Annotated in this window: 14 protein-coding genes; 7 read left to right on the top strand and 7 right to left on the bottom strand. The window is 64.2% G+C overall.

What is annotated here, in order from left to right:
* Both EN781_RS13140 and EN781_RS13135 read left to right on the top strand, forming a co-directional pair.
* A partial coding sequence (locus EN781_RS13140) for a TIGR01620 family protein (RefSeq protein WP_127400049.1) occupies positions 1-856 on the top strand: 856 nt, incomplete at its 5' end.
* A gap of 89 nt (positions 857-945) precedes the next feature.
* The gene (locus EN781_RS13135) at positions 946-1,500 is read left to right on the top strand and encodes a hypothetical protein (RefSeq protein WP_126054775.1); all 555 of its coding nucleotides are present in this window, start codon (positions 946-948) and stop codon (positions 1,498-1,500) included.
* Positions 1,501-1,568: 68 nt separating this feature from the next.
* Here the strand turns inward: EN781_RS13135 and EN781_RS13130 are convergent, their stop codons facing one another.
* A complete protein-coding gene (locus tag EN781_RS13130; RefSeq protein WP_126054776.1) occupies positions 1,569-1,835 on the bottom strand; it encodes a hypothetical protein in 267 nt (88 codons plus the stop codon).
* 241 nt (positions 1,836-2,076) lie between these two features.
* Here EN781_RS13130 and EN781_RS13125 point away from each other — a divergent pair, with 241 nt between their 5' ends.
* Both EN781_RS13125 and EN781_RS13120 read left to right on the top strand, forming a co-directional pair.
* On the top strand, positions 2,077-3,915 hold the full coding sequence (locus EN781_RS13125) for a monovalent cation:proton antiporter-2 (CPA2) family protein (protein WP_126054777.1): 1,839 nt from the start codon (positions 2,077-2,079) through the stop codon (positions 3,913-3,915).
* Between the two features lie 4 nt (positions 3,916-3,919).
* Positions 3,920-4,468 (top strand): DUF924 family protein, encoded by a 549-nt coding sequence (locus EN781_RS13120; RefSeq protein WP_126054778.1) that lies wholly within the window; start codon positions 3,920-3,922, stop codon positions 4,466-4,468.
* Between the two features lie 33 nt (positions 4,469-4,501).
* Here EN781_RS13120 and folK read toward each other — a convergent pair whose 3' ends face one another.
* Genes folK through folP form a run of 3 tightly spaced genes read right to left on the bottom strand, consistent with a single transcriptional unit; the run spans position 4,502 to position 6,212 of the window.
* Positions 4,502-5,014: a 2-amino-4-hydroxy-6-hydroxymethyldihydropteridine diphosphokinase gene (gene folK / locus EN781_RS13115; protein WP_126054779.1), complete on the bottom strand. Its 513-nt coding sequence runs from the start codon at positions 5,012-5,014 to the stop codon at positions 4,502-4,504.
* The gene (gene folB / locus EN781_RS13110; protein WP_126054780.1) at positions 4,998-5,357 is read right to left on the bottom strand and encodes a dihydroneopterin aldolase; all 360 of its coding nucleotides are present in this window, start codon (positions 5,355-5,357) and stop codon (positions 4,998-5,000) included. The genes folK and folB overlap by 17 nt, the downstream gene beginning before the upstream one ends.
* 3 nt (positions 5,358-5,360) lie before the next feature.
* Positions 5,361-6,212, bottom strand: coding sequence for a dihydropteroate synthase (folP, locus tag EN781_RS13105; protein ID WP_126054781.1), 852 nt, complete (start codon positions 6,210-6,212; stop codon positions 5,361-5,363).
* Between the two features lie 86 nt (positions 6,213-6,298).
* On the opposite strand from folP, the gene EN781_RS13100 reads away from it, so the two are divergent.
* Together EN781_RS13100 and EN781_RS13095 are read left to right on the top strand one after the other, a co-directional pair.
* Positions 6,299-6,919, top strand: coding sequence for a DUF922 domain-containing protein (locus EN781_RS13100; protein WP_126054782.1), 621 nt, complete (start codon positions 6,299-6,301; stop codon positions 6,917-6,919).
* A 237-nt stretch (positions 6,920-7,156) separates the two neighbouring features.
* A complete protein-coding gene (locus EN781_RS13095; RefSeq protein ID WP_127400048.1) occupies positions 7,157-8,638 on the top strand; it encodes an MDR family MFS transporter in 1,482 nt (493 codons plus the stop codon).
* An 8-nt stretch (positions 8,639-8,646) separates the two neighbouring features.
* On the opposite strand, the gene EN781_RS13090 is transcribed toward EN781_RS13095, so the two are convergent.
* From EN781_RS13090 to EN781_RS13080, 3 genes are all read right to left on the bottom strand, one after another.
* Positions 8,647-9,675, bottom strand: coding sequence for an NAD(P)/FAD-dependent oxidoreductase (locus EN781_RS13090; RefSeq protein ID WP_126054784.1), 1,029 nt, complete (start codon positions 9,673-9,675; stop codon positions 8,647-8,649).
* Between the two features lie 89 nt (positions 9,676-9,764).
* Entirely contained in the window at positions 9,765-10,085 is a 321-nt protein-coding gene (locus tag EN781_RS13085) for a 2Fe-2S iron-sulfur cluster-binding protein (RefSeq protein WP_126054785.1), read from the bottom strand.
* A gap of 189 nt (positions 10,086-10,274) precedes the next feature.
* Entirely contained in the window at positions 10,275-10,643 is a 369-nt protein-coding gene (locus tag EN781_RS13080) for an Hpt domain-containing protein (RefSeq protein ID WP_126054786.1), read from the bottom strand.
* A gap of 288 nt (positions 10,644-10,931) precedes the next feature.
* On the opposite strand from EN781_RS13080, the gene EN781_RS13075 reads away from it, so the two are divergent.
* On the top strand, positions 10,932-11,352 hold a 421-nt coding region (locus tag EN781_RS13075), incomplete at its 3' end, for a hypothetical protein (RefSeq protein WP_145965494.1).

Raw genomic sequence — 11,352 nt, 5'->3', positions numbered from 1 at the left:
GTTCTTCGGCGCCGTGGGCGTGCTGGTTTCGCTGGCGGTCGGCCTGTGGACGGACCAGCTCATCCGCGACCTGTTCGAACGCGCCGAATGGCTGGGCTGGCTGGCCGCCGGCATGGCGGCGATCGCGGTGTTCGCGCTCATCATCATCCTGGTGCGCGAATTCCTGGCCATTGCCCGCCTCGCCGAGGTCGAGAAGCTGCAACGGCGCGCGCTCGACGCCGTCTCCAGAGACGACCCGAAGGCTGCGCGCTCCGTCGTCGACGAGCTTTCTGCCTTCGTCGCAGCCAAGCCGGAGACCGCGGCCGGCAGGCGCTCGCTCGCCGGGCTGCGCGGCGAGATCATCGACGGCGGCAATCTGGTGCGGCTCGCCGAGACCGAGATCCTCGGCCCGCTCGATGCCCGCGCCAGGGTGATGATCCTCGAAGCGGCAAAGCGTGTGTCGCTGGTCACAGCTGTTAGTCCGCGCGCCCTCGTCGACGTCGCCTATGTCGTGTTCGAGGCCGGGCGGCTCATTCGCCGCCTCTCGGAGCTCTATGGTGGCCGGCCGGGCACGCTTGGCTTCTTCCGGCTGGCGCGCAGCGTCCTTGCCCATCTGGCGGTCACCGGCTCGATCGCCGTCGGCGACAGTTTCGTGCAGCAGATCGTCGGTCACGGCCTTGCCGCGAGGCTTTCGGCGAAGCTCGGCGAAGGCGTCGTCAACGGCATGATGACGGCACGAATCGGCATCGCGGCGATGGAAACGGCCAGGCCCCTGCCCTTCATCGCCGTCAGGCGGCCGGGACTGAGCGATTTCCTCTCCGCGCTGACATCGTTCGCGGCAAGGAAAGACGGTGAAACTTCGGCCTCCGGCAAGTAATCGGCGCGGCCAAGTGACGAAGCATTAACCAATCTTGTTCATGGTCTGACACGTCTAGCAAACAGCGTCCTTGCTGCCGGGTGTCGTCTATGAAAAGTGTAAATCTGTCCTGCGTCCTGTCTTTCGCGGTCGCGGTTGCGGCACCTTTGAGTTTTGCCGAAGAGGCCTTTGGCGCAGAGCCCGACAAGCAGTTCTTCCAGTCGGTCGAAGGCAGGTGGGTCGGCCCGGGCGAAATCGTCGCCGGCAAGTACAAGGGCACGAAATTCACCTGCAATTTCAATGGCACGACGCCTGACGGCAAGACCGGGATGACGCTCGACGGCGATTGCCGGGTTGGCGTGTTCACCCAGAAGATGTCCGCGACCGTCGAACGCAAGGGTCGCGAAGGCTACAAGGGCAACTTTATGGGTGGATCGTCCGGCAATGGGCTCGACATTATCGGCGGCAATGTCGTCGACACCCAGAAGGTCGTGTTCACCATCAACCGCAATCAATTAAACGGTGTCATGCAGGCGCGCATCCCGGACGACAATTCGATGACGGTGACGGTCGCCGTGCGCGTCAACAAGCAGTTGGTGCCGGTGATCGGCATGAGCCTGAAGCGGATCGACACAGTCGAGGTCGGCTCGATCGCTCCGAACTGATATCCAACAACAGCAACGAAAAAGGCGGCGGCCTCGGGCCACCGCCTAGCCCGTTTCGATTCGGACGCTCAGCCCTTGATGGCGGCGGTCACTTCGTCATAGGCCTTGCAGGCCTCGGCCAAAGTCGAGGCGTCCTTGTACTTGTCCGTCACAGCCTGCACCTTGGCCGACAGGTCGGCTGCCTTGGACGGATCCTTGGTGATCGCTTCCTGCAGCGCGGCAGTCATGTCCTGCGCCTTCTTGGTCGCCATTTCGGCGGTACACTCAGGCGCCTTCGAGCAGGCCGAACCAGCAAGCGCCGCAACACCCACGGCAACGAGCAAAAACTTCTTCATGTCAGTCATCTCCTCAAAAAAAGGCAGCGGCTTGATCGCCGCTCCCTCCCATGGCCGAAGCCAAGCGTCCCTTAACTGTCGATTGTGGCAGCACGCAACGCGTGCACCGCATAAACTTGTGTAACGCGGCTGCAACACAGGCAGAGGCCGGATTCGTGTTGTTCGCCGCCGGTCGATGCCCCTAGCCTTGCCTCCCGACCCCACGACATGCGAGGTAGCCTGCAGAAACGGAAAAGGCGGCATGGCGGCGGAAACATCGGGCAGCGATCTGATCCAAGTGGTGGCGCTGCTCGCGGCCGGCGTGGTCGCCGTCCCGATCTTCAAGCGCATGGGGCTCGGCTCCATCCTCGGCTACCTCGCCGCCGGCGTGATCATCGGCCCGTTCGGCCTTAGAGTCTTCTCCGAATCGGAAGCCATCCTTCACGTCGCCGAGCTCGGCGTCGTCATGTTCCTGTTCATCATCGGGCTGGAGATGCAGCCGTCGCGGCTCTGGGGGCTGCGCCGCGAGATCTTCGGCCTCGGCGCGCTGCAGGTCGGCGTCTGCGCGGCGCTGCTCACCAGCGTCGGACTGGCCGGCGGCTTTCCGGTTGCGCAATCCTTCGTCGCCGGCGCCGGTTTCGTGCTGACCTCGACGGCGATCGTCATGCAACTTCTGGAGGAACGCGGCGAGATCGCGACACCCAAAGGCCAGCGCATCGTTTCCATCCTGCTGCTGGAGGATCTGGCGATCGTGCCGCTGCTGGCGCTGATCGCCTTCCTGGCGCCCGGCGGTGCCGAGATGAGCCTGTCGCAGCGGCTGACCGAGGTCGGTATCGGCCTTGCCGCGATCGTCGGCCTGGTGGTGGCCGGCCGTTATCTGCTCAATCCGTTCTTCCGCATCCTGGCGGAAGCGCGCGCCCGCGAGGTGATGACGGCGGCCGCGCTGCTGGTGGTGCTGGGGTCGGCGCTTGCCATGCAGCTTTCGGGCCTGTCGATGGCGATGGGTGCGTTCCTCGCCGGCGTACTGCTTTCCGAATCGACCTTCCGTCACCAACTGGAGGCCGACATCGAACCGTTCCGGGGCATACTGCTCGGCCTGTTCTTCCTTGCTGTCGGCATGTCGCTCGACTTGCATGTGGTGGCCGCCAACTGGCGGCTGGTGGCCATCTACGTCGTCGCCTACATGGTGATGAAGGCGCTTGGCATCTACCTCGTCGCCCGCATGCTGAAGACCGGTCACCGTGAGGCGCTGGAACGCGCCGTGTTCATGGCGCAGGGCGGCGAATTCGCTTTCGTTCTGTATTCGGCGGCGGCTGCGGTCGGCATCATCGACGGCCAGGCCAATGCGACGCTGACGGCAATTGTCATCATTTCCATGGTACTGACGCCGCTCGCTATCGTTGCGCTGCGCTACGTGACGCCGCGCGACGAGCAGTCACTCGAAGGAGTCGATGTCGCCGAAGGCCTTTCCGGCAGCGTGCTGATCATCGGCTTCGGCCGTTTCGGCCAGATAGCCTCGCAGCCGCTGCTGCTGCGCGGCATCGATGTCTCGATCATCGACAACGAGGTCGAGATGATCCAGGCTGCGGCCGATTTCGGCTTCAAGGTCTATTACGGCGACGGCACGCGGCTGGACATCCTGCACGCGGCCGGCGCCGGGCGGGCGCGTGCGGTGCTGATCTGCGTCGACAAGCCGGAAGCGGCGGTCCGCATCGCGCAATTGATCAAGGCCGAATTCCCGCTGGTCACGATCCTGGCGCGCGCCTTTGATCGCGGCACCGCCCTGCAGCTCATTCGCGCCGGCGTCGACTACCAGCTGCGCGAGACATTCGAATCGGCGCTGGGCTTCGGCGGCTCGGCGCTCGAAGCGCTTGGCGTCGATCCGGAAGACGTCGCCGAGGTGATCGAAGATGTCCGCCGCCGCGACACCGCCCGCTTCGAGACGCAGCTGGCAGAAGGCGTGCGCGCCGGACAGCGCTTCCTGAAAGGCAATATAGGCACGCCGATCCCAACGCCGCTGACGCCGCCGCGCCGTACCGGCCAGGCGCTCAACGAGGAGACGGCCGGCGTGCTGAGCAAATCCGAGCCCGCGGAGGAATAGAGAGATGGCTGAACTGGACAAACGGGCGCTCGCCGTCACCGCATTCTGGCGCGATGCCGGCGAGGATGCCTGGTTCGAGAAGAACGATGCCTTCGACGCGGAATTCCGCAACCGGTTTCTCGACCTGCACTTCGCCGCCGCACGGCGCGAATGCGACGACTGGTGTGAACACGCCGAGGGTTCGCTGGCGCTGATGGTCCTGCTCGACCAGTTTCCGCGCAACTGCTTTCGCGGCACCGGCCATATGTACGCAACCGATCCGCTGGCGCGCCATTTCGCCGGCAAGGCGATCGCCGCCGGCCATGACCTGGCGCTCGAAGAGGACATTCGCTTCTTCCTCTATCTGCCCTTCGAGCATTCGGAGCTGCTCGTCGACCAGGCGCGCTCGGTGGAGCTCACATCCACCAGTGCCCAACCCTATCTGAAATATGCGGTCGAGCACCGCGAGATCATCCAGCGCTTCGGCCGCTTCCCGCACCGTAACCGCATGCTTGGCCGCGAGACGACACCGGAGGAACAGGCCTTCCTCGACGACGGCGGCTTTTCCGGCTGACTTCAGCCAACTGCCGCCGTCGGTCCGCTGTTCCTATTCCAGCCACCAGTCGCGGCCGGACGGCAAGCGCTCGATGCCCGAAATGTCGACGGTGCCGAGGCGTTCCGAGACGCTCTTGCCGCCTATCGCCAGCTCCGGCGCGATTTCGGCCAGGGGCGCCAGCACGAAGGCGCGCTCCAGCATGCGCGGATGCGGCACGTCCAGACCAGTCTCGTGGATGATCCGGTCGCCGAACACCAATATGTCGATATCGATCAGCCGCGGCCCCCAGCGCTCCTCGCGCACCCGCTTCAGCCGGCGCTCCGCGTCGAGGCAAAGGTCGAGCAGTTCGCGCGGGGCGAGTCCGGTCGTGATCGTGGCGGCGGCATTGAGGAAATCGGGCTGGTCGAGCTTGCCCCAGGGCGGCGTGCGGTAGAGCGAGGACACAGCGACGACGCTTGTCTTGTCGTCGCCATCCAGAAGGCGCAGTGCTGCCGCCATCGATCGGGCGGGATCGCCAAGATTGCCGCCAAGGCTGAGGTAGACCGTGTTATTCGGGCCAGACAACTGTCACCTCGACATGGTCGAGCACGCCGGGCACCGGCGCGTTGGGCTTGCGCACGGTGATCTCGGCTCTCTTGATTTGCGGAAACCCCGCCGTCAGCGCCTTGGCCACTTCCAGCGCCAGCGCCTCGATCAGGAAACGCCGGTGCCCGGTGATGATCTTCTCGATCACCGCGAAGGCGACGCCATAGTTGACGGTGTCCTCGATGGAATCCTCGACGAGCGCCCGGCCCGGCTCGACGGTCAGCGCCGCGTCGACGTAAAAACGCTGGCCGAGCGTCTCCTCCTCGTCCAGCACGCCGTGCCGGGCAAAGAAGGCGCAGTTCTTCATGCGGATGACATACATGGCTCAGCGTCCGGAGGGGTCGGTTTCACGCGCCAGCATAGCATCGGCCAGCGCCAGCGCATCCACGTTGATTGCGACATCGTGGACGCGAAATAGATGCGCGCCTTTCAATCTCAAAATGACGCTGGTCGCCGCTGTTCCGGCCCCGCGCCCGAGGGCGTCCCGCCCGGTCACCGCACCGATGAAGCGCTTTCGCGATGTGCCGGCCATCAGCGGGTAACCCAGCGCATGGAGCTCGGAAAACCGCGCCATCAGATCGAGGTTTTCCTCCGCCGTTTCCTTGGCGAAGCCGAAGCCGGGATCGAGCACGATCTGATCGTCGGCGATGCCGCCGGCCCGCGCGATCTGCAGCGATTTCCTGAGAAAGAAAAGCTGATCATCGATGACGTCGGGCAGCTTTCGCCTGCCGCGCCCGGTGTGCATGATGACGAGGCCGGCGCCGTTTTCGGCGGTGACGCGGGCAATGCCCGGCTCGCGCTGCAGGCCCCAGACATCGTTGACGATATGCGCGCCGGCGGCGACGGCCAGACGCGCGGTGTCCTCGCGATAGGTGTCGACCGAGATCAGCGCTTCGCCAGATTTGGCGAGCGCCTCGATGACCGGCAGGACGCGTGCCTGCTCTTCCTGGCCGTTCACGGCTGACGCGCCTGGCCTGGTCGATTCGCCGCCGACATCGATGACGGCGGCGCCCTCCTCCACCATGCGGCGCGCCTGGTCGAGCGCCGCGTCGCGCGCGGCGAACAGCCCGCCATCGGAAAAACTGTCCGGCGTGACGTTGAGGATGCCGACCACGACGGCCTTGCCGCCAAGGTCGAGATGGCGTCCATGCGCCAGCTGCCATCGCCTCGTCGTCATCGTCCGTCAACCATCTTGTGATCCCGCTGGAAATCAAATCCGTTGCGCCGAGAGCGGCCGTAAAGCAAGGTGGCCGAAGAGGCAACATGATGAAACGTTCGCTCGCTTGCGCCCTGATGCTCGCTTTGATGGCCCTGCCGGCCGGCGCGGCCAATCTGGTCAAGACCTACAGCTACTTCGCCATTGGCGGCCGCACGCTGGACGATATCGAGACGCAGCTTTCCAAGCACGGACCGCAGGTGAAAAGCACCGGCTCGCGACACCCGGGCGCGACGCAAATGGCGTTCACCACCCGCGTCAGCTATGCGGAAAGCTCGGGCTCCTGCCGCATCGCCGACGCCATCGTGACCGTCAAGGTCAAGGTGATCCTTCCGGAATGGCGCCGCTCGCGCAAAGCGGATGCCGACGTGAAGCTGTTCTGGGACACGCTGTCGGCCGACATCAAGCGCCATGAGGAACGCCATGTCGAGATCGCCAAGAACCACGCCAGGCAACTGGAGGATGCGCTGAAGGCGAGCTATCCGCAACGGAGTTGCGCCGAGGCCAAGGCGAGAGCCGCGCAGATCACCGCGGCCGAACTCGCCAGGCACGACCAGGACCAGGTGCGGTTCGACCGCGTCGAGAGCGTCAACTTCGAAAGCCGCATCCTGCGGCTGCTGCGCTATCGGATCGAGCGCATCGAGAGCGGCCAGCTGCCGCCCGCCTGATTTTCGCCGGCACCAAGGGCGCCGGTGGCGCAGGCCAATTTCGCCGAAGCATAGTGCCAGGCGGCAAAAACTTTCGAGCCCCTGTCGAAATCGGCCTATATGGGGCGACATATGTCAGGTTCGCTGAGGCGGAGCCTGAGAGCACGAGACATCCAATCGACGCGGTGGATGCGTCGAACCGGCCAAGCCGGCCGCCCTGCCCCCAGGGTGCGCGCAAGCCCACGAAAGAACGAGACCATGGATCAGGCTGTCGACAAGCCGGCGACAATTGCAGCGACGTCGCCGCTGACGGAGAGCGAGAAGAACGCCATCATCGGCGGCGTGCTGTTGTCGATGCTGCTGGCAGCGCTCGACCAGACCATCGTCGCCCCGGCCATGCCGACGATGGCGCATTTGCTCGGCCATGCCGAATATCTGCCGTGGATCGTGACCGCCTATCTGCTCACCGCGACGGCTATGGCGCCACTTTATGGCAAGATTTCCGATGTTCATGGCCGCAGGCCAACGCTCTACGCGGCGATCCTTATCTTTCTCGCCGGATCGCTGGTCAGCGCAATGGCGCCCAACATGCTGGTGCTAGTCGTCGGGCGCGCTATTCAGGGCGCCGGCGGGGGTGGCTTGTTCGCGCTGGCACAGACGGTGATCGGAGACCTCGTGCCGCCGCGTGAGCGGGCGCGTTACGCGGCCTGGATCGCGGGTACCTGGGCTGTCGCCAGCATAGCCGGGCCGCTTTTGGGCGGCACCTTCGCCGAACATCTGCACTGGTCGCTGATCTTCTGGATCAACCTGCCGCTCGGCCTGCTGGCCATGGCAATCATCAACAAGCCGCTGAAGAAGCTGCCGATCGCGGCAAAACATCATCGTGTCGATGGTCTCGGCGCGGCGCTGCTGATAGCGACTACTGCCCTGCTGCTACTGGCGCTGAATTGGGGCGGCAGCGCCTACCCCTGGCTGTCGCGCGAAATCCTCGGGCTGCTCGCCTGTTCGGCGGTTATCTGGAGCGCTTTTGCGCTGTGGCTCATGCGCGCCGCCGAGCCGCTGATCTCGCTTGAGGTGCTCAGCAACCCGATCGTGCTGGCCGGCACCTTGTCCTTGTTCCTGCTGCAGGCCGCCAATATCGGCCTGGCGGTCTATCTGCCGGTCTACCTGCAGTCGATCGTCGGGCTTTCGGCCGGTGAATCGGGCATTGCGCTGCTCGGGCTGATGCTTGGCACTGTCGCCGGCGCGACGTTCAGCGGGCGCACGATACCGCGCTTCGTCCATTACAAGCGGATCGCCATGATCGGAGTGAGCTTCGCCATAGTCTGCCTTGGGGTGCTCAGCCTCGTCGCCGGGCATGCCTCCCTTTTGGTCGTTGAAATCCTGACGACCTGCATTGGCCTCGGCAGTGGGACGACGTTTCCGGTTGCGACTGTCTCGGTCCAGAACGCTGTCGATCAGGCGCATCTCGGTGTCGCCACGGGTGTGCTCACCTTCCTTCGTTCTTTGGGCAGCGCCCTTGGGGTGGCAATATTGGGCGCGGTCGCGCTGGGCTATGGCCTGCCATTGGCCGGCGAAGGCGCGCATTCAGCTGGCGCCGCCGCCTCTGCTGAAGCATTCATGATGATCTTCCTCGTCGCGGCGGTAATCCTGCTGATGGCGCTTGCCGCGCTCGGGCTGATGCCGGAAAAGGCGCTTCGCGGCCATCTCGAAACCGCAGCCCCGGTGCTGGCCGAGTAGCGAAGCCTTCAATCGTGGACGCCGAGCTTCTTCTGCAGGCTGGTCGACGAGGTCGTGTACTGGAAGACGATGCGTTCGCCGGGGCTGACGATGCGCTTGGCCGCCTGCGCCATCAACGCCACCTCGTGGAACCCCGACAGGATCAGCTTCAGCTTGCCGGGATACCAGTTGATGTCGCCGACGGCGAAGATGCCGGAGACCGAGGTCTGGAATTTCTCCGTGTCGACCGGGATCAGGTTCTCATGCAGGTTGAGTCCCCACTCCGCGATCGGCCCGAGCTTCATGGTCAGGCCGAAGAAGGGCAGCATGCGAGTGCATGGCACCTCGATGTCGCCGTCAGGTCCCTTGATGGTAGCCGATGAGAGCTGGCCGTCGGCGCCGGTCAGGCCGCTCACCTGGCCGACCTGGAAATCCAGCTGCTTCATCTCCTGCATGGCGTACATCTTGTTGACGCTGTCGGGTGCGGCCCGGAACTCCGGACGGCGGTGGACCAGCGTCACGCTCCTTGCCACCGGCTGCAGGTTCAGCGTCCAGTCGAGCGCCGAATCGCCGCCGCCGACGATGACGAGGTCATGGCCGCGGAAATCCTCCATGCGGCGCACGGAATAGAAGACGCTCTTGGCTTCATAGGATTCGATGCCAGGAATGGGCGGCCGCTTGGGCTGGAACGAGCCGCCGCCGGCGGCGATCACCACCACCTTGGCCTCGAACAGCTCGTCCTCGTCGGTGGTGACGCGGAAGCTGCCGTCATCCAGCTTCTCCAGGCTGGAGACCATGCGATTGTAGGTGAATTCCGGCTTGAACGGGTGGATCTGCTCGAGCAGCTTGTCGACCAGGCCCTGAGCCGTGATCAACGGCCAGCCGGGAATGTCGTAGATCGGTTTTTCCGGATAGAGCTCCGCGCACTGGCCGCCGGGCCGGTCGAGGATGTCGATCAGATGGCACTTCATGTCGAAGAGGCCAAGCTCGAACACGGCGAACAGGCCTACAGGCCCAGCCCCGACGATGAGTACGTCCGTCTTGATCGTGTCACTCATGCGATACGCCTTGTTGCCAATCCGGGGCGAGACTGCATGAGCAACGGCCTGCTGCCAAGCGGCCAAGGCAAAATTTGGCTGGCCGAGGGTCAGCCCTGGCGGGCCGGCACGCGCACGACCAACCCGTCGAGGGCGTCGCGCACCTTGATCTGGCAGGACAGGCGCGAGTTCGGCTGGACGTCATAGGCGAAGTCCAGCATGTCCTCCTCCATCGCCTCCGGCTCGCCGACTTCCGCCGTCCAGGACTCGTCGACATAGACATGGCAGGTTGCGCAGGCGCAGGCGCCGCCGCACTCGGCCTCTATCCCCGGGACGGCGTTGCGGATGGCGTTCTCCATCACGGTCGAGCCGTTTTCGGCATCCATGTCGAACTGTGTGCCGTCATTGGCAATGAAGGTCAGCTTGGTCATTTGTCACCTGAAGGGGAGTTCCAGCCGAGATAATCACTCCGGCGGACAAGTCAACTGCGGCGCGAAAACGCCGCGCCGTGACGTTTTTTCGGAAATCCGGCCAAAGCGCGTCCGGCGGGCGCCGCGCTTAGGTTGTTGTTTCGCACATGTCGCCATCCCGGGACCGCCGCACACCTTTGAGCGATTGTCCTAGCGGCTGATGGCGGCAATGAAATCGCGCACTTCCTCGATTAGCACGCCGAGCCGCTTGAGGGTCTTGATGTCTTCGGGCTGGCCTTCGACGGCCGCGGCGCAATCGGCGATTGCAAACGCACCCACTCCGCGCGCCGAGCCCTTCAGCCCATGCGCCAGGAGCAGCCTCTCCTTGACGTCCGCGTCGAGGATCTTGTCGCGCACGGCAAGCGCCTGCTGTACGAACAACGCCAGCACCTCCTGCTCGAGAACGCGATCGCCCATCGTCTGGCGCGAAAGATGCGCGAGATCCACAGGTCGTGACTGGGCCGTTCCCGAAACGTCGCCGCCGGGCATGGAAAAGGCAATGCCGCTTTCGCCGCGCATGGATATTGCAGCTCCTAGGTGTCTGACTGCCTGGAAAACTAGGCGAATCCCGTAGCAAACGGGTTAATGATTGGTCTGAAAAAATGTTGACAGGGAGGCGCCGAAATCACGTCTCCGTTAACCCTATATTTAAAGTTTTACGTATCGCCCAGAATGCAGGTTTTCTTTACCCCTGTGTGTCATTACGATACGAGGGTCCATTTTCAGCCTCCTGCGTGGGATAAGACAAGCCAGAATCTCGGGCCAAAATCATAAGTTCCTCGGCAGCTAGTACAGGGTAGCGAAGGCATGGCGAAGAAACCAACGACACGAACTCTCGACAGCGACGTAGCCAAGGAACTCGAACGGGCGCTCGACCTGGATTTGAGCGTAGAGGGAGATGGCGACGGCGGCCTCGATATGGCGGCGTCGATGGAAGACCTGGAAGCGCAGATTTCAGCCGCGGCTGACGAGCTGGCGCGCGAAGGGCGCAGCCAGAAGGAGGAGCCGGCGGTCGTTCAGAACCAGAACGCAAAACCAGCACACAACACGCAGCCGGCGGCGAAGCCCAAGCCGGCCGAGTTGCGTCCGGTTGAAACGCGCAACGGCGCGCAGCCGGCCGGCTTCACCCCGGCCAATGATGACCGCCAGAAGGATTATCGCACGCTGCTGCACGGTCTCAACCGGCGCGCGTCGAGCACCATCTACTGGGTCGTGGCGTTCATTTCGC

The organism is Mesorhizobium sp. M4A.F.Ca.ET.090.04.2.1 (assembly GCF_003999085.1).
Classification (GTDB): Bacteria; Pseudomonadota; Alphaproteobacteria; order Rhizobiales; family Rhizobiaceae; genus Mesorhizobium.
Note: the sequence above shows the minus strand (reverse complement) of the source record. Positions and strands in the feature narration are given on the sequence as shown.

Bases quoted from the DNA above. Each gene is read 5' to 3' on its own strand.
- folB (WP_126054780.1), bottom strand. From the start codon at position 5,357: ATGTATGTCATCCGCATGAAGAACTGCGCCTTCTTTGCCCGGCACGGC.
- EN781_RS13090 (WP_126054784.1), bottom strand. From the start codon at position 9,675: ATGAGTGACACGATCAAGACGGACGTACTCATCGTCGGGGCTGGGCCT.
- EN781_RS13130 (WP_126054776.1), bottom strand. From the start codon at position 1,835: ATGAAGAAGTTTTTGCTCGTTGCCGTGGGTGTTGCGGCGCTTGCTGGT.
- EN781_RS13100 (WP_126054782.1), top strand. From the start codon at position 6,299: ATGATGAAACGTTCGCTCGCTTGCGCCCTGATGCTCGCTTTGATGGCC.
- EN781_RS13080 (WP_126054786.1), bottom strand. From the start codon at position 10,643: ATGCGCGGCGAAAGCGGCATTGCCTTTTCCATGCCCGGCGGCGACGTT.
- EN781_RS13125 (WP_126054777.1), top strand. From the start codon at position 2,077: ATGGCGGCGGAAACATCGGGCAGCGATCTGATCCAAGTGGTGGCGCTG.
- folP (WP_126054781.1), bottom strand. From the start codon at position 6,212: ATGACGACGAGGCGATGGCAGCTGGCGCATGGACGCCATCTCGACCTT.
- EN781_RS13095 (WP_127400048.1), top strand. From the start codon at position 7,157: ATGGATCAGGCTGTCGACAAGCCGGCGACAATTGCAGCGACGTCGCCG.
- EN781_RS13120 (WP_126054778.1), top strand. From the start codon at position 3,920: ATGGCTGAACTGGACAAACGGGCGCTCGCCGTCACCGCATTCTGGCGC.
- EN781_RS13085 (WP_126054785.1), bottom strand. From the start codon at position 10,085: ATGACCAAGCTGACCTTCATTGCCAATGACGGCACACAGTTCGACATG.
- EN781_RS13135 (WP_126054775.1), top strand. From the start codon at position 946: ATGAAAAGTGTAAATCTGTCCTGCGTCCTGTCTTTCGCGGTCGCGGTT.